15 protein-coding genes are annotated in these 16,583 nt (G+C 46.1%); 6 read left to right on the plus strand and 9 right to left on the minus strand.

Features of this window, described 5'->3' with window-relative positions:
* Positions 1 to 139 precede the first annotated feature (139 nt).
* Positions 140 to 463, plus strand: coding sequence for a DUF3302 domain-containing protein (locus VHA02S_RS13265; protein WP_005451360.1), 324 nt, complete (start codon positions 140 to 142; stop codon positions 461 to 463).
* Positions 463 to 1,458, plus strand: a complete 996-nt coding sequence (locus VHA02S_RS13270) for an HlyD family secretion protein (protein WP_005451361.1) — start codon at positions 463 to 465, stop codon at positions 1,456 to 1,458. Before VHA02S_RS13265 ends, VHA02S_RS13270 begins: the two co-directional genes overlap by 1 nt.
* Before the next feature lie 64 nt (positions 1,459 to 1,522).
* Here the strand turns inward: VHA02S_RS13270 and VHA02S_RS13275 are convergent, their stop codons facing one another.
* From VHA02S_RS13275 to VHA02S_RS13290, 4 genes are all read right to left on the minus strand, one after another.
* Positions 1,523 to 2,428, minus strand: a complete 906-nt coding sequence (locus VHA02S_RS13275; protein ID WP_038899218.1) for a LysR family transcriptional regulator — start codon at positions 2,426 to 2,428, stop codon at positions 1,523 to 1,525.
* Positions 2,429 to 2,572: 144 nt separating this feature from the next.
* The gene (locus tag VHA02S_RS13280; RefSeq protein WP_038899219.1) at positions 2,573 to 3,508 is read right to left on the minus strand and encodes an ADP-ribosylglycohydrolase family protein; all 936 of its coding nucleotides are present in this window, start codon (positions 3,506 to 3,508) and stop codon (positions 2,573 to 2,575) included.
* 201 nt (positions 3,509 to 3,709) lie between these two features.
* Positions 3,710 to 4,942: a mannose-6-phosphate isomerase, class I gene (gene manA / locus VHA02S_RS13285; RefSeq protein ID WP_038899220.1), complete on the minus strand. Its 1,233-nt coding sequence runs from the start codon at positions 4,940 to 4,942 to the stop codon at positions 3,710 to 3,712.
* A 77-nt stretch (positions 4,943 to 5,019) separates the two neighbouring features.
* Entirely contained in the window at positions 5,020 to 6,927 is a 1,908-nt protein-coding gene (locus VHA02S_RS13290; protein ID WP_038899221.1) for a PTS fructose transporter subunit IIABC, read from the minus strand.
* A 382-nt stretch (positions 6,928 to 7,309) separates the two neighbouring features.
* Here VHA02S_RS13290 and VHA02S_RS13295 point away from each other — a divergent pair, with 382 nt between their 5' ends.
* Entirely contained in the window at positions 7,310 to 8,152 is an 843-nt protein-coding gene (locus VHA02S_RS13295; protein ID WP_005451367.1) for a helix-turn-helix transcriptional regulator, read from the plus strand.
* 12 nt (positions 8,153 to 8,164) lie between these two features.
* Here the strand turns inward: VHA02S_RS13295 and VHA02S_RS13300 are convergent, their stop codons facing one another.
* Both VHA02S_RS13300 and VHA02S_RS13305 read right to left on the minus strand, forming a co-directional pair.
* Positions 8,165 to 8,941 (minus strand): PTS sugar transporter subunit IIA, encoded by a 777-nt coding sequence (locus VHA02S_RS13300; RefSeq protein ID WP_017188665.1) that lies wholly within the window; start codon positions 8,939 to 8,941, stop codon positions 8,165 to 8,167.
* 12 nt (positions 8,942 to 8,953) lie between these two features.
* The gene (locus VHA02S_RS13305) at positions 8,954 to 9,253 is read right to left on the minus strand and encodes a PTS fructose transporter subunit IIB (RefSeq protein WP_005441202.1); all 300 of its coding nucleotides are present in this window, start codon (positions 9,251 to 9,253) and stop codon (positions 8,954 to 8,956) included.
* Between the two features lie 233 nt (positions 9,254 to 9,486).
* Here VHA02S_RS13305 and VHA02S_RS13310 point away from each other — a divergent pair, with 233 nt between their 5' ends.
* Positions 9,487 to 11,358 carry a fructose-specific PTS transporter subunit EIIC gene (locus tag VHA02S_RS13310; protein WP_038899222.1) on the plus strand — a complete coding sequence of 624 codons (1,872 nt, stop codon included), beginning with the start codon at positions 9,487 to 9,489 and terminating at the stop codon, positions 11,356 to 11,358.
* Between the two features lie 321 nt (positions 11,359 to 11,679).
* Here the strand turns inward: VHA02S_RS13310 and VHA02S_RS13315 are convergent, their stop codons facing one another.
* A complete protein-coding gene (locus tag VHA02S_RS13315; protein ID WP_038899223.1) occupies positions 11,680 to 12,567 on the minus strand; it encodes a LysR family transcriptional regulator in 888 nt (295 codons plus the stop codon).
* A 101-nt stretch (positions 12,568 to 12,668) separates the two neighbouring features.
* Between VHA02S_RS13315 and VHA02S_RS13320 the strand changes: the two genes are divergently transcribed.
* Positions 12,669 to 13,037, plus strand: a complete 369-nt coding sequence (locus VHA02S_RS13320) for a DoxX family protein (RefSeq protein WP_038899224.1) — start codon at positions 12,669 to 12,671, stop codon at positions 13,035 to 13,037.
* Between the two features lie 100 nt (positions 13,038 to 13,137).
* A complete protein-coding gene (locus VHA02S_RS13325; protein ID WP_017819353.1) occupies positions 13,138 to 14,016 on the plus strand; it encodes an NAD(P)-dependent oxidoreductase in 879 nt (292 codons plus the stop codon).
* Between the two features lie 201 nt (positions 14,017 to 14,217).
* Here VHA02S_RS13325 and katE2 read toward each other — a convergent pair whose 3' ends face one another.
* Positions 14,218 to 15,654 carry a catalase KatE2 gene (katE2, locus tag VHA02S_RS13330; RefSeq protein ID WP_005451376.1) on the minus strand — a complete coding sequence of 479 codons (1,437 nt, stop codon included), beginning with the start codon at positions 15,652 to 15,654 and terminating at the stop codon, positions 14,218 to 14,220.
* Between the two features lie 300 nt (positions 15,655 to 15,954).
* Entirely contained in the window at positions 15,955 to 16,572 is a 618-nt protein-coding gene (locus tag VHA02S_RS13335; RefSeq protein ID WP_038899225.1) for a glutathione S-transferase family protein, read from the minus strand.
* Positions 16,573 to 16,583: the final 11 nt, after the last annotated feature.

The raw sequence follows: 16,583 nt of genomic DNA on the forward strand, positions 1-16,583 counted from the left end.
GTCCTGATGTAAGCCTCATCCTACAATTTCTTCATTGCGATGGAGCGACAAGCTTAAGGAAAGTCATCACTCAGTTACGTTTTAGCATTGTTTAGATCGTCTTAAACGTCTAAAGCGTCTTAAACTAGGAGCTTCCACAATGAATTTAATGTTGGACTACGCCTCTCTGGCGATCTTATTTGTGGTGCTGTTAATTTTGATTTTTGGATTGATAGCCCTACATGATATCCCCTACGAAATTGCAAAAAAGCGCAACCATCCCCATGCCGATGCGATTCATATTGCCGGTTGGGTGAGCTTGTTCTTTCTTCATGTGATTTGGCCGTTTCTTTGGATATGGGCAGCCATGTACGACGGAGAGAAGCAAAACTGGTTAGGTGCTAAGCCTTCGGTATCTCAACAAGATTATGAGCAACTATTGGTTCGTATCAATCAACTTGAGCAAGCGAGAGGGGGCGAATAATGGAAACTCTTATCATCCTAAGTTACGTAGCGCTGTGCGTTATCGTATTTCGAGTATTTCGTGTACCTAAAACCAAGTGGACACTCACCACGGCATCCGTTATTGGCATGTTCATCGTGGGATGGATTTTTCTCTATATGGCAATGTATCAACCCGTTTCTCGCATGGCGCGTTTGTACAGTGTGACGACACCAATCACTTCTCAGGTAGAAGGTATAATTACTCAAGTGTATGTGCAAGGAAACCAACAAGTGAAAGCGGGTGACCCTCTCTATCAAATTGACGATACACCGTTCAAAGATAAAGTGAGCCGTATTCAAGGTGATATCAGTCGTACCGAATCAGCGATTGATTTCTATCAGGCGGAGCTGGAGAGATACCAAAAGTTAGGGCGTAAGGGGTATTCTTCTCAAGAGAAAGTGGACGATATTGAGAACCAATTGCTGGAACAAAAGGCAAATAAGAGCAAATATCAATCAGAGTTAGCTGTTGCTGAGTTTAAACTAGGCAAAACCACCGTCACCGCACCAACGGATGGCTATGTCACGCAAGTGGCGCTGCGTCCGGGGATGAAGAGTCGCATTGTGCCGTTTCAAGGCAACCTGACCTTCGTCCACAAAGAAGACAAGCAACTGTTTGCTGCATTTAAACAAGCGCCAGCACGATACGTGAAAGTCGGTTATCCGGCGGAAGTGACCTTCAATACCATTCCCGGTCATGCTTACAAGGCGCATGTGACACAAGTGAATGACATTTTTGCTCAAGGCGCGGTATCACCATCAGGCAATATGAAGTACCCAGAACAAATTCCTGCTGGTGGTCGAATCTTAGTGAAAGTGGAACTGGATAATCCAGACTTGGTAAAAGACATGCCATTGCCATCCGGCACAGATGCACATGTTGCGGTGTACTCACCGAAATGGGAAATGTTCAGTATCGTACGTAAAGTGATTCTGAGAATGCAGAGTTGGCAAAACTGGTTATTCGAAGGCTAATAGCAACAAGGGCGAAGCAGCAGGCTTCGCCCTTGTTCTATGGATGTTCGTGATTATTTGTCTGTTAGTCAATGGATTGAGCGACCGCCTGTTTAATTGCATTCCTCAGCCATTCATGCCCTTTGTCGCTCTTTTGTGATTGGTGCCAAGTCATGTAAATAGGCACCTTATTGGCTTCAAAAGGCAGAGGGAAAGCGTTTAATCCGAGGCTGTTCGCCAAGTTGTCAGAGAACCAACGCGAGGTGACGCATATCCAATCGGTTTGAGACACTAATTGAAGCGCTGTCATGGTCGAGCCGGTGGAGTAAGCCACTTGTCTCGGGGGCAGAGTATCTTCGATGATCAAAGAGTCTAAAGCGTTGGTGTTGAGTCGCTGTGTTCGCCAAGTTACATGTGATTCACGCATGAAGTCGTCGTACGTGAGCTCGTCCTGAATACGAGGGTGATCTTGGCTTACCGTTACCATAAGTTCCTGTTCAAACAGCAATTCATTGTGATAACCATGATCCGTCAAAGGCACGGTCGCAAGAATCACATCCACGCGTCGGCGTCTTAAGTCGTCTTGACGGTCTTGTTCGTTCAAGTGTTCCACATCCGCTTCAATAGAAACCAAGGGCGCATGCTGAGATTTGTATTTCGCTAAGGCTGGCACGAGCATTAAATCGATATCTTTATGGCTAGAGATTCGAAAAGTGCGTTGGCTGGTTTCTGGCGTGAATTCTTGACGAGATTTCGAACCGTTGATCAATAGGCTCAAAGGCTCTTTGATTTCTGCGTGTAGCTCAATCGCGAAATTCGTCGGGACGATACCTCTGCCTTGACGAACAAATAGGGGATCTTGGTATTGATCTCTTAACTTGTTGAGTGCGTGACTCACGGCGGGCGCAGTGATGTTTAAAGCGCTAGCAGCATCGTTGACGCTTTTTGACTTCATGACTGCATCAAACGTTTTTAACAAGTTAAGGTCCATAGGCTATCTCTTTGATTTTCTTTATCTTCAATGTAGATGGATAGCGTAAAGATTTCGAGGATTATTTCTGTCAGGCGAGATTCAAATCATCACCAACGAAAAGACCAGAGTATGGGTTCTGCTCTTTTCGCTGGTTCAAGAGGGTTATAAACACTGCAGTAAACGGCGAGGTAGTGCGGTTTTATCCATCCAGTGATTTGGAATCGACATTGGCGTGTCGTAATAACTTGCCCCAAGAATGGCACCGAGCGGAATGGCTCGTCCACTTGAATCGCCGCCACAGTAAATGTTCTCACGCATGGTGGTTTCGTAGCTTTCTGAATTCATCAACAAATGACAAATCACCACAAATGAAGCATCTAAACCACAATGCATCCCAACGGACTCCGCAACGCTGGTGGCGCTTCTGCCGCTCATCGCTTCTGCACGTTGAATATCGTTAGCAATCTTTGGAGAAACCGTCTGAGCTGCCATCACACACGCTTTGGGCGCGGCGCCTTGCAACGCCATCTGAATCATCACTGCGACAGCTTGGGCGTACATAACTGCGGTGTCGTTGTTATTGGTAACCCGCACGGCGGAATCGACCAGTTTGGCGAGTTTGTCATCATCGGAATGAAAAGCCACCAAAGGCGGAAGCTTAGATAATGCAGGGTTTTGTGTGTCGTCAGCCCCGCACAAAGTTACGCGCAGTTCTTTGGCTTCCAACTCATGAATGTTGAGCAGTGTTTGCTTAGTCGGTTTGTCTGTATAGCCCTGCCATTTACCACCAAAATCAAACCATTCTCGAAAGGAGCGAATGTAACGCGCTTCGTCGTAGTGTCCGGTTTGAACCAGAGCGTCTAACATGGCAACAAGCTGCGCGCCATAGTGGGTGAGGTCACCGACTTGCTTGCTACCGTGGGCAAAATAACCTTTGTCATGGTATTCAGTTCGATTCGGTTGATGAAATTCCGGATGCGGAGAACCAAACTGCCTGATGAGTTCTTGATCGTAAAGCCAATGAAATCCGAGAGATGCTGCATCACCGACGAGTGCGCCGATAATGGCATGAAGAGAGCGAGCGTTTCTATGAGTCATCTTGCCACCTTTATCAACAGGGCTACTCAATAAGTCTTACACAGTTTCTTGGTTTTGTAGGGAAATTTTTCTGTTTTGGATCAAGACTATAGTGCTTAATTAACCATTGCTTTACTAGGGTTAAAAAGACTAGGGTTAAAAGCAAAACGCCCCGCGAGTGGCGAGGCGTTGGTTTTAGTGGCGTACTATTAATAATAACGATTAACTGTAAGCGCGTGCGATACGGCCTTCACAATCCAAAGTAACCTGTTTTGCGTAAGCCGGAATGAAAACAGATTGTCCTTTTTCAATTACGCATGTTTCGCCGTTTGTGTGAGTTAGCACAAGTTTGGTGTCCAGAGGCATAAGGATCTCAGCGGTTTGAACTTCTAGAGTACGCTGGTGAGCTTGCTTAACGATGGCGAATTTGAAATCGTCCACGGGAATAGGGTATTCCAACATATCGTCGATTTCGTTTGGTGCGAGCAATAAGCTGTCGAATGGCTTCTCGTTGAAGCGTGTGCACGCAACGAGCTCTTTCACGTCCATGTATTTTGGTGTCAGACCTGCGCGCAGTACGTTGTCTGAGTTTGCCATGATCTCAAGACCCGTACCTTTCAAGTAAGCGTGTGGTGTTTCTGCATCCAAGAACATAGCATCACCCGGTTGCAGGGTAATCACATTAAGCATCAGTGGTGCAAACAAACCAATATCGCCAGGGTATTGCTTCTCTAGCTCAAGAATAAGGTTGAACAGAGGTAAGTCGGTGATGCGAGCTTGAGCCAATAGCACCGTCAACGCCATCTCTTTCTGTTCGCCCTCTAGTGACAGTAGACCCGAGAAGAAGGTCGCCAAGCCAGTTGGAGTTTGGTTTGCGATAAGGTCATCCACCAAGCCTTGTAGCTCAGGAATCGCCAGTTCAGAGAAGAAGCTGATGATTTCACTTGTTGGGCGGAAGCCATTCATCGCTTGGTATTCAGTTAGCGCGTAAACCAATTCAGGTTTGTGGTTTGGATCTTTGTAGTTACGGTTTGCAGCGGTTAGGGGAATGCCTTGTTTTTCTTCCAGTGCAAAGCCTAATTCTGCTTGCTGTTTGTTTGGATGAACCTGAATCGACAGTGCTTTCTCAGCAGCAAGCACTTTAAACAGGTATGGAAGTTCACCAAAACGGTTTGTGACTTCTTCACTCAGAAAGGCATTCATGTCTTGAGCAATCAGTGAAGAGAGTTTGGTCTCCTCACCGTTTACCATCACCAATGAGCAACCGTTTGGATGCGCGCCCATCCATACTTCTGCTTGTGGTTCGCCCGTTGGGTTTTCAATGCCAAACAGTTGGTTAACAGAAGTAGTACTGCCCCAAGCGTAGTTTTGAATCACGTTGTTCATCAGGAAAAACATCGGATGCTTAGCTTGAGTTTGAATCGTTTGTGTATCGGACATCGTTAAATCAGACATAGAGTGTCACCATGAGAGAAAATCATGGCTTGGACGATATTGCCCAAGCCATAGGAGCCATTTGGGGGTAGGGGTGATTAAGCGGCTGCTTGCATCATTTTCGCTTTGCGAACTTTCTTCAGAGTTACACACGTTACTGCGGTAACTACTGCGCCAGCTGCCATACAAATCAGAGCAAGTACTGGGTGGTTCATCGCACCAAGTAGAGCGACAACTGGACCGCCGTGAGCAACACTGTTGGTAATGCCGAATGAGAACGCCATTACTGCCGCCACCATTGAGCCAAGTACGTTTGCTGGAATCACTGACATTGGATCTTGCGCTGCGAACGGAATCGCACCTTCAGAGATACCAACCAGACCCATAGCGCCTGCTGCTTTGCCCGCCTCGGTTTCTGATTCTTCGAACAGGTCGAACTTACGACCAAGCGCCGTTGCCAGTGCCATGCCTAGAGGTGCAACAGGGATTGCACACGCCATAGCACCCATAAATTGAGTTTGACCACTCGCAATCATGCCCACAGAGAATAGGAACGCGACCTTGTTGAATGGACCACCCATATCGAAGCCAGCCATGCCACCAAGTACGATGCCCAGTAGAACGACGTTACCTGTGCTCATGCTCGTTAGTAGCGCAGTCAGACCGTCCATTAGGCTTGCGATTGGTGCGCCGATAACGAAGATGAAAAGACCAGCGATGAATAGCGAACCTGTGATTGGCGCAATCATGATTGGCACCAAAGGTTGAATGAATTTGTGGTAGTTAATCGACGTAATCCACTTCACGAAGTAACCCACAAGCAGACCAGCGATGATGGCACCGATAAAGCCTGTACCAGCGTCTGCGCCGTAGAAAGAACCGTTGTTTGCAATCCAACCACCGATCAAGCCAGGAGCCAGAGCAGGACGGTCAGCAATCGCGTAAGCAATGTAACCGGCTAGGATTGGGATCATCAGCGTAAAGGCAACCACACCTACGTTGAGGATTTGGTTCCACATGCTGCCTTCAGGAATTGCCATGCCCGCTTCACTTGGCTGACCACCGACTGCAAGAGCAAGTGCAATCAACAGACCACCCGTGACAACGAATGGGATCATGTGTGATACGCCGTTCATCAAGTAGCGGTACAGGTCAGAGCGAGCCTGAGAGGCTTTGTTTGCAACAGAAGTTTGTGCATTGCTGCTTGCTGCTGCTTGGTATTCTGGAGCACTTAACGCTTCGTTAATCAGACCTTGAGCATCGCGAATAGGGGCTTTTACGTTGGTTTTAACCACGCGTTTGCCCGCAAAGCGGTTCATGTCGACTTGTTTGTCACATGCCACTATGATTGCGTCTGCACGTTCGATTTCTTCTGCGGTTGGGCTGTTTTTCACACCGATTGAACCGTTCGTTTCAACCTTGATTTCGTAACCCATCGCCGCTGCACCTTTCTCTAACGCTTCTGCTGCTAGGTAAGTGTGCGCAACGCCCGCAGGACAACCAGTAACACCAATGATGAAACCTTGGTTTGCTGGGGCGTCTGCCACTGGTTGAGGCTCTTCTTTAGCAAGTAGAAGTGCCAGTGCGTCTTGGCTGTTTGCTGCACCTAAGAACGCATCAATGAAACCATCTTCAATCAGTTTTGAAGACAGCTCTGCAAGTACTTCGATATGGTGGTTATCGCCACCGTCTGGAGAAGCGATCATGAAGAACAGTTTTGAAGGCAAACCGTCTTCTGCGCCGTATTCGATACCTGATTTGCTTACGCCGATCACAACCGCTGGTTCAAGAACCGCGGCACTTTTCGCGTGTGGGATAGCAACGCCATCCTCAAATCCGGTGTTACCTAATTCTTCACGTGCTTTTATATCTGCAAGAAATTGCTCTTGGTCTGAAATACGACCTTGGGCGTGTAGAACTGCAACCAGTTCTTTAAATACGTCTTCTTTTGAAGTCGCTTGAAGATCAAGCTTAATCAAGTCTTCATTTATTAGTTTGGTGATCATTGTCGAACCCCTATAAATATAATTTTTATTTCAGGGGTATTTTGAAATTAACCAAGCGGAGACAGTAGTGAAGAAAAAATGCATTTACTGGACGATTGTAACCGCCCTACTAGAGTGTGATGTAGATCGTCTACTGGATGAGCTTACTGCATATCTGTGACATTATGTGGAAGTCGATGAACCATAAGTGAAATGTGTTATTGCTCCCATATATAAGGGTTTAAGGGCTTTATTGATGATTTGATAGACTGGAGAATTGATGCGTTAACTGGATTTTTGTAACCTTAAAATGGAAGTGTGATTTTGCTCAATAGCACAAAAATCCAGTAGGGTGTATATCTATAGGTATAGCATCATGGATGCGTGTTTAAGAGTACGTAAAATGATTTTTCATGATTTGATTTCATCAGTATTAAACGAGCGAGAACCATTCCACAATATATGGTTTGCTGGTGATTTTCATACACCGCCTGAATTTAGCTATCAGGTTAACTTCCCTCGATTAGAATTGGTCTTGTCTGGTGAATATATTAATGAAATGGAAAGTCATGATCGCAAAGTGACGCATATCGTAGCGAAAACCGGTGATGCGATATTTATTCCGCCTAACTGTTGGAATAAACCTGACTGGGATACAGATTGCTCGGTATTAAGTATTCTCTTTGGTCGCCGTCAATTGGGTTTGAGTCTCGTGTCCAAACGTAAAGGGGAAGCGAGCTTTTACGATATTCAAAAACACAGTATTCAAACTCGTTCTGGATTTGCGATTGATAATATCTTGGAAGCACTGAGCTCATTGGCTCGTGAGTGTAACAAGAAACCTATGGATGAGTTGTTGCTGCAAGCCTTGTTGCAATACGCTAAGTCGATGTTAGATGCGCCTATAGAGACGCAGGCGCACAGCCGAGTGCAAGATCTGTATCAGGGCATTTGTATCTACATCCAAGAGAACTTTCACCGCCCAATCACGCGTGACAGTATTGCGTCGAGGTTCAGCATCTCTTCTAACCATTTGTCGCGTTTGTTCCGTCAGCAAGGTCACATGACGTTAGCCGATTACATTACGTGGGTACGGGTAGACCGCGCGAAGTTCATGCTCAAGAAATACAACTTTAAGTTGAATGAGGTATCGGTGCGCTGTGGATTCAAAGATGTGAACTACTTCTGCCGAGTCTTTAAGAACCGAACGGGCAGAACGCCGACGGAGTATCGCGGTTCAATTTAAAGCAAGTAAAGGTTAAGCGAGCAGCCTCGACATGGCGTACATCAGAAGTGCCTGTAAGTCGACGCTGCTTTTTGTTAGCAGTAAACGCTCAGCCATTTGGTCGGTCAGCAGGTTACGAGTTAAGTTGGTCGCTGCAATGATGTGCTCGCGTGTGGGCTTTGCTGGCATTACTAATGCTATGGCAAGATGCACTTCACCCATTTTAGATGCCCAATCCATCGGTATCTCATTTGCGATCACTGCGATAGAAATGTGGTCCACACCTTCGAACATGACGTGGGGCAGGGCAATGCCCGGTGTTACTGCGGTTGAAGATCGTTCTTCGCGTTTGATAAAGGCGAGAATGAGTTCGTCTGGATGAATAGGATGAATAAGCTGCGCTAGCCCTTTCAAGCACTCAAACTTGGTGAGCTCAGTGTGCGCTTTGGCGTAATGCCATTTAATTTCACAAGGCGGGCAAATTTGCGGAAGACGCTCAGCAAGTTGGCTTGAGAATTCGTAGTTGATGTGAGAACCCACAACGGTGAAGTTCTCAGCAATCATATCTTTGATAACGAAACAGGCAAGCTCGGCGTCAATACCAATAGCCGTGATTTGACACAAGTCGCCTTGCTGCAAGCCAACTTGTAAAACCGCGATTGACTTAGTGAGTTCAGCGACGCGATTTTGGGTTATGTTGATGATGTGTAATGTGCTTTTGAACTTTTTGGCGACGCGATTGAGGGGCTGTGCGACATGAGCACTGGCATTAATATCGTCGACAAAAAAGGTGATTTGGTATTCGTTCATCAGCACAGCGTATCATCGACAGTGTACAAGGAATACTTTATCGACATTGAGTAACACGTCTTCAATCGGGATTTGGACTTTGTTGGTGCCTTCAAAGCGAGCTGGTTGTTCAATCTCAATATCGGACACAATTAAGACACGATCCGCTTGTGCAATATCGTGGGGAGTGAGCTGATTCTCAATACCCATCGCGCCTTGCGTCTCAACCTTAATTTGTACGTTATGCTTAGGCGCAGCTTTCATTAGTGCATCTGCCGCCATATAAGTATGAGCGATGCCTGTAGGGCACGCTGTCACCGCTACGATCTTCATGTTCTATCCACTTTATTTTTTTGTGGATTTTAGCATAGTGACCGTCGGAAGGATGGATTTAAAGCAGATAATCGCAAGAGCTCTATCACAGTTTAAATCTCATGTTACATTAATCCAGTTAATGCACTTTTTGTCCTGTATTGGAAAGGACGAGTGTTGGTTACTCTGTACACAGTCATAGATGGAACAAATAACTCATGACTCTCGAGCGTGAACATTGCAAGGTACAAACAATGGACATATTAAACCTTATTGAACCGGAAACCATTTGCTTGGATTTGCATGCTCAAACCAAAGATGAAGCGCTCAAAGAGCTCGTCGAATTGTTGGACGCGGCGGGCAAGCTCACTAGCAAAAGTCAGTTCTTGGCGGACATTTGGAAACGAGAAGAGATTGGCAATACCGGCTTTGACGAGGGTATTGCCATTCCTCACGCCAAAAGCAATGCGGTCGCAAAACCCGCAGTTGCAGTGGGCATCAGCCGCAAAGGGATTGATTACGGTGCTGATGATGGCGAACTGTCTGACGTATTTTTCATGCTGGCTTCTCCAGATGGGGATGATCATCACCACATCGAAGTCTTGGCACAAATCTCCACTAAAATCATTGAAGATGGTTTCGTCAATAAGTTAAAAGCGGCGAAGTCAGTGGATGAAGCGCACGAACTACTCACTGACATTCAGTCGAACGCAAACGACTCAGGTTTAGATCCTCTGGAATTCGCATCTGAACCCCTTAGCCCTTGGGCACAAAAGCTGAGCAGAATGAAAGAGCACTTGCTGTTCGGCACTTCACATATGATCCCGTTTATTGTCGCGGGCGGTGTATTGCTATCTCTCTCTGTGATGATCTCAGGTCATGGTGGGGTTCCGAAAGAAGGCATTCTGGCTGATATCGCCAAAATGGGTATTGCTGGTCTGACACTATTTACCGCGGTATTAGGTGGTTACATTGCCTATTCGATCGCTGATAAGCCTGGTCTTGCTCCGGGAATGATTGGATCTTGGATTGCGGTTAGTCATTACAACACTGGCTTCTTGGGCGCGATTGTCGTCGGATTTTTCGCCGGCTTTGTGGTTTGGCTACTGAAGAAGATTCAATTGCCGGACAGCATGAGCTCCCTCGGCTCGATTTTTATCTACCCACTGGTTGGTACGTTTGTCACCTGTGGCGCAGTGATGTGGGTGATTGGTTCACCTATCGCCAGCGCAATGACGACCATGAACGATGTGCTCACGGGTATGGCGGGCTCAGGTAAAGTGATGTTGGGCACCGTACTGGGCGCAATGACCGCGTTTGATATGGGCGGTCCTATCAACAAAGTGGCGACTTTGTTTGCTCAGACTCAAGTGAATACTCAGCCGTGGTTGATGGGTGGTGTCGGTATCGCGATTTGTACCCCGCCTTTGGGTATGGCGTTAGCAACTTTTCTATCGCCAAGTAAGTTTAAACGTGATGAACGTGAAGCGGGTAAAGCCGCGGGCATCATGGGTATGATTGGCATCAGCGAAGGAGCAATTCCGTTTGCGGCGGGTGACCCAGCTCGCGTACTGCCTGCGATTGTTGCTGGTGGTATCGTCGGTAACGTGATTGGGTTTATGTTCCATGTCATTAACCATGCTCCGTGGGGCGGCTGGATTGTGCTGCCAGTTGTGGACGGCAAGATTGGCTACATAGTTGGCACAGTTGCAGGCTCGCTTACTACAGCACTGATTGTTATCGCGCTTAAGAAGACGGTAACGGAAGACGATAGCTCTGTCGGTCAATCTCAAGCGTATACATCTATGCAAGGCGAGGGCGAAGCAGATATTCTTGCCGTGACATCTTGTCCATCAGGTGTGGCGCATACCTTCTTAGCTGCGAAGTCACTAGAGAAAGCCGCCTGTGCGTTAGGCATTAAGATCAAGGTCGAAACGCAAGGTGCGAACGGCATCATTAACCGAATCACTGACAAAGATATCGCCAAGGCGAGGTTTGTTATCTTCGCTCACGATGTAGCCATCAAAGAGCCGGAGCGATTTAGAAAAATGAAGGTGCTGGATGTCAGCACTAAAGATGCGATGCTCAATGCTGCAGCACTGTTGCAGGCGAAAAGAATCCCTTAAGTACATATCCCCAAGTAACCTCGATATGCATGGTTCAGCGAGAATGATTTGGTTTTCAGACGAGGCAACGATTTGAAGTTCTAGTGGTGCTAAATCAAAAATCGTTAACAAAGTATGCAAATCAACTCGCCCTTCGGGAGCTTGTCACTGAAGCGATTTCTTTGTCAAACTCTTTGGAAATAGATCACTATTACGCTGCGATGTTTTCCTCGAACTCGAGTCAGTGACCAAGCTCTGAATACTGCATCTTGAAGTCACTTGGGGATAATCCCAACTAAGGCTATCTGCTAGTTAGCTCCATCATTTTTGATGGAGCTTTTTTTATCCCTGAGAAAAGTGCTGAACCAAGAAATCAATAAAAGTGCGAATGCGCTGAGGTTGGTACTCACTATCTTTGTAAACCAAGTACATTGGTAGCTTAACTGATTGATATTGCGTTAGTACTTGAATCAGTTCACCGTTGTTAAGCTCTTGTTCTACCATCCATTTTGGCATTGCAGCGATACCTTGCCCAAGCTTTGCCATTTGCACCAACATCTCAGGACTATCACTTCGAACCTGCTCTTTCACTTTGACTTTAATGGTTTCATTTCCATCGCTGAAACGCCACAAGTTAGATGGATTTGAGAGTGAGTAGGTTAAACAAAGATGTTTGCTCAAATCGTTAGCGGTATGAATAGATTTTTGCTTGTCGAGGTAACTGGGAGACGCGAAGTAAACCAGTTCGTTATCCATCAACCAGCGTGCTTTTAAACCCGAGTCTTTTAGGTAGGCGGCACGAATCGCGATATCAACATTGCCTTCAACTAAATCGACAAACTTGTCCGAAACTGACACATCGACGCTAAGCTCCGGATGTTGGTTGAGAAACTCATTCAGTGGCGCAGATAACAAGCGAACGCTAAACGCACTCGGCACTGAAAGCTTGAGCTCGCCAGAGACCGACGCTTGCTCTTGTCTAAGCTGCGACTCGAAGGAATCCATTTGTTCTGTGAGTGTCTGCGCCAGCTCGAGATATTGCTTTCCACCAGAAGTTAAGCTGATAGCGCGAGCATGACGATGAAACAAGGTGATGCCGACTTCACTCTCAAGCCAAGCGATCTTCTTGCTCACCGCGCTCTGAGTGGTATTGAGCTCATTGGCGGCCGAGGTAAATGAACCTAACTGAGCGACACGAGAAAAGACTTTCAAACAATCAAATTTATCCATGAGGCATTCCTGTTTGGAATGATAAGTAGCTAAATATTACCCTCCTTAAGTTTCAAGTGGAATGCTTTAATACTTCCATCATCTGTTCGGGAGTTAAAATTATGGTCTTGATTCAAGGGTTGTTAATCGCGTTTTTCTTGTTTGCCAGTTCTATCAAAATCATCGGTTGGGTGAAGCCGATTTTTGAGCCACAGCTCGCTTTCTTTCATAAATATGGATTGAACCGTGCCGCCATGTTTTTGGTTGGACTGGTTGAGGTAACGGGTGCAATTTTGATGTTAATTGGCTTGCTATCGGCGAACAACTTGTTAAGTGCGATAGGTGCAAGTTTTATTGTTTTCACCTCCGTTGGTGCTATGTTTTTCCATTTTCGTTTTGATACTTGGAAAGATGCGATTCCGTCTATTGTGACGCTTTTATTGTCACTTTTGGTAGCTTCGCCTTTGATTGAGTTTGTTGCGCTTATTTAAGACGAAATTATTGCAAGTAATGTTCTGAAATCTTTAGTAACATGTTTCAAATAGTAATAGTTTCAAAACGTCACTTATTTCGAATTCAAGGAGGCTTGCAATGGAAAAACTAAGAGTAGCATTTATTGGTCTGGGTGTGATGGGATACCCAATGGCTGGTTACCTAAGTAAAGCGGGCTATGAAACCAAAGTATACAACCGCACAAAGGCGAAAGCTGACAAGTGGGCTGAAGAATACCAAGGCGTGGCTTGTGAAACTCCACGTGAAGCGGCAGAAGGCTGTGACATCGTTTTTACCTGTGTGGGTAATGATGATGACGTTCGTAGCGTTGTTTACGGTGAAGAAGGCATTCTGGTCGGCTTGAAAGCGGATGCTGTGTTAGTGGACCACACAACGACTTCTGCAGACCTAGCGGTTGAACTGGCTGAAGCGTGTGTTAAATACGGCAATCACTTCATTGATGCGCCAGTTTCTGGTGGTCAAGCGGGCGCAGAAAATGGTGTTCTAACCATCATGTGTGGTGGTGAACAAAGCATTTTTGCTCGTGTCTCTCCAGCGATGAATGTGTACGCGAAGCAGATGACGCTACTGGGTGAAAACGGTCAGGGTCAACGTTGTAAAATGGTAAACCAAATCTGTATTGGTGGCGTTTTACAAGGTCTGAGTGAAGCTTTGTTGCTGGCACAAAAATCAGGTTTGGACATCGCTCAAGTTGTAGAAACGCTGAAGCATGGCGCTGCAGGCTCATGGCAGATGGAAAACCGTGCAAATACGATGGCGGAAGATAAGTTCGATTTTGGCTTCGCTATTGATTGGATGCGCAAAGATTTGGGTTTCTGTCTGCAAGAAGCAGAGCGAGTGGGTCTAGAACTTCCACTGACTAAGAAAGTGGATGAGCAATACGCAGACCTTCAACGAGATGGTTTAGGTCGCATGGATACATCAGTACTGATCAAAGCGGTAGCTAAAAATCAGTAGTTGATGAATCAGTAATAGATAAACAGTTCTTTGGTATCAAAGAGCTTAAAGAAATCTAAGTTAATCATAATGAATCTCCTTGAGTATGGTTGTGATTAGTGACCTGTGATTAAGGATTAGTGATTTGAAATCAGGAGGTGCTGTAGAGCACCTCCTTTTTTATGTCTTTTAATCACACAGTGTGATGATTACAGCGTTCGCTTACTTGTTTAAGCCTAGTGCAATCTCAAGACCTTTGCCGTACGCTTCGTCCGCTTGGTATGCGTGTTGAACGTGACGCTGTTGGATGAACTCTGGCACACCGTCCATTGCGCGAGCTGTGTTGTCGAACAGAGTTTGACGTTGCTCTTCGCTCATCAGACGGAATAGGTCACCCGCTTGGCTGAAGTAGTCTTCGTCTACACGGTGATCGTAGTGATCAGCGTTGCCATTGATGCGTAGAGGTGGCTCAGAGTAATCTGGTTGCTCTGCCCATTCTTGTTTGTAGTTTGGCTCGTAACCCAGTGTTGAACCAAAGTTACCATCAACGCGCATTGCGCCATCGCGGTGGTAGCTGTGAACAGGGCAACGAGGTGCGTTCACAGGGATTTGATGGTGGTTCACACCTAGGCGGTAACGCTGAGCATCGCCGTAAGCGAACAGACGACCTTGTAGCATCTTATCTGGAGAGAAGCCGATACCAGGGACTACTGCTGCTGGGTTGAACGCTGACTGCTCAACTTCTGCGTAGAAGTTTTCTGGGTTACGGTTCAGTTCAAACTCACCTACTGGGATCAGTGGGTAGTCTTTTTGAGACCACACTTTTGTTAGGTCGAATGGGTTGAAGTTGACTTCATCCGCTTCTAGCTCAGGCATGATCTGTACGTACATCTTCCATTTAGGGAAGTCTTGACGCTCAATCGCTTCGTAAAGGTCACGGTGATGGCTTTCGCGGTCTTTACCGACGATTGATTCTGCTTCTTGGTCAGTTAGGTTTTTGATGCCTTGCTGAGTTTTGAAATGGAATTTCACCCAGTAACGCTCGTTTTCTGCGTTGATAAAGCTGAATGTGTGGCTACCAAAACCATGCATATGACGGTAAGAAGCTGGGATACCACGGTCACTCATTACGATAGTCACTTGGTGGAATGCTTCTGGTAGTGATGTCCAGAAATCCCAGTTGTTGGTAGAGCTACGCATGTTAGTGCGAGGGTCGCGTTTTACTGCGTGGTTTAGGTCTGGGAATTTTAGCGGGTCACGTAGGAAGAATACTGGTGTGTTGTTACCAACCAAGTCCCAGTTACCTTCTTCAGTGTAGAATTTTAGTGCGAAACCACGAATATCGCGCTCTGCATCTGCTGCACCGCGCTCACCTGCTACGGTAGTGAAGCGAGCGAATAGTTCTGTTTTTTTACCGATGTCAGAGAAGATTTTCGCGCGAGTGTATTTTGTAATGTCGTGCGTTACAGTGAACGTACCGTAAGCACCAGAGCCTTTTGCGTGCATACGACGCTCTGGGATCACTTCGCGGTCAAAGTGCGCTAATTTTTCAAGGAACCAAACGTCTTGTAATAGTTGAGGGCCACGAGGACCAGCAGTCATAACGTTTTGGTTATGGGCGACAGGGCAACCTGCTGCTGTAGTCAGTTTTTTGCTCATTTGATTTTCCTTGCAATATAGTGATTATTTATCGACTTTTCGGCAACTGCTCGAAAGTTATGCAAGGAGAATAGCGCTGCAACTGAGAATAAAAAAACTGTTATTAGCAATCAGTGTGATAGGTATCACCTATGCTTTAAGTGCTTGTTAAACAATGCCTTTGTGTCAATTAACATTATTTGTCGTATGGATTAAAGGTTGTTCTTGAATATGGCTTATATGAATAATTTCTGTCTATTTCAATTAAATCGGAAATAGACAGAAACTTAGGCTACTCAGCGCAGATTGGCAGTCATTAAGTTAGCCATACTTTACCTCTAGCTCTTCAGCTTTGTGGAATGCTGGATGAGTGGCAAGCTGTGCACCATAGCGTTGAATGTTAGGGAAACGCTCAATAACGCCAAACTTGTTTAGGATGTCGACAATAAACGACATCATGAAATCCGCGCCTGTTAGCCGTTCTTCAATAAAGTAGGCTTTTCCTTTAAGGCTTTGATCAACGTAACCCATGACTTTCATGGTTTCCGCATCTGCATAGTCAGCTAGGAAATTCGTTTGCACGCCATCTTTAGCGACAAACATTTTGAGAAGCAATGGAACCATGGCTGAGCTCTCTGCAAAGTGCATCCATTGAATGTATTGCGTGTAAGCTTTGCTGCCACGTTCTGGTGCAAAACGCCCGTCCGCGTACTTCTCAATTAAGTATTCAGTGATGGCACCAGACTCTGTAACGATCTCGTCGCCATCTTCCAATACGGGTGACTTGCCGAGTGGGTGAATGCTCTTGAGCTCAGGTGGAGCAAGAAAGGTGACACTGTCACGAAGGTAAGGTATGACTTCATAATCTACGCCCAGCTCTTCTAGTAACCAAATGATGCGTTTTGAACGAGACTGGTTTAAGTGATGCAGTTTAATCATAGAAGAATCCT

Origin of the sequence: Vibrio harveyi NBRC 15634 = ATCC 14126 = KCTC 12724, assembly GCF_001591145.1 — a bacterium.
In the GTDB taxonomy this organism is placed as follows: Bacteria; Pseudomonadota; Gammaproteobacteria; order Enterobacterales; family Vibrionaceae; genus Vibrio; species Vibrio harveyi.

Coding starts and splice junctions, on each gene's coding strand:
- manA (WP_038899220.1), bottom strand. CDS start 4,942: ATGTCTGATTTAACGATGTCCGATACACAAACGATTCAAACTCAAGCT.
- VHA02S_RS13275 (WP_038899218.1), bottom strand. CDS start 2,428: ATGGACCTTAACTTGTTAAAAACGTTTGATGCAGTCATGAAGTCAAAA.
- VHA02S_RS13280 (WP_038899219.1), bottom strand. CDS start 3,508: ATGACTCATAGAAACGCTCGCTCTCTTCATGCCATTATCGGCGCACTC.
- VHA02S_RS13290 (WP_038899221.1), bottom strand. CDS start 6,927: ATGATCACCAAACTAATAAATGAAGACTTGATTAAGCTTGATCTTCAA.
- VHA02S_RS13320 (WP_038899224.1), top strand. CDS start 12,669: ATGGTCTTGATTCAAGGGTTGTTAATCGCGTTTTTCTTGTTTGCCAGT.
- VHA02S_RS13310 (WP_038899222.1), top strand. CDS start 9,487: ATGGACATATTAAACCTTATTGAACCGGAAACCATTTGCTTGGATTTG.
- VHA02S_RS13300 (WP_017188665.1), bottom strand. CDS start 8,941: ATGAACGAATACCAAATCACCTTTTTTGTCGACGATATTAATGCCAGT.
- VHA02S_RS13315 (WP_038899223.1), bottom strand. CDS start 12,567: ATGGATAAATTTGATTGTTTGAAAGTCTTTTCTCGTGTCGCTCAGTTA.
- VHA02S_RS13325 (WP_017819353.1), top strand. CDS start 13,138: ATGGAAAAACTAAGAGTAGCATTTATTGGTCTGGGTGTGATGGGATAC.
- VHA02S_RS13335 (WP_038899225.1), bottom strand. CDS start 16,572: ATGATTAAACTGCATCACTTAAACCAGTCTCGTTCAAAACGCATCATT.
- katE2 (WP_005451376.1), bottom strand. CDS start 15,654: ATGAGCAAAAAACTGACTACAGCAGCAGGTTGCCCTGTCGCCCATAAC.
- VHA02S_RS13270 (WP_005451361.1), top strand. CDS start 463: ATGGAAACTCTTATCATCCTAAGTTACGTAGCGCTGTGCGTTATCGTA.
- VHA02S_RS13305 (WP_005441202.1), bottom strand. CDS start 9,253: ATGAAGATCGTAGCGGTGACAGCGTGCCCTACAGGCATCGCTCATACT.
- VHA02S_RS13265 (WP_005451360.1), top strand. CDS start 140: ATGAATTTAATGTTGGACTACGCCTCTCTGGCGATCTTATTTGTGGTG.
- VHA02S_RS13295 (WP_005451367.1), top strand. CDS start 7,310: ATGATTTTTCATGATTTGATTTCATCAGTATTAAACGAGCGAGAACCA.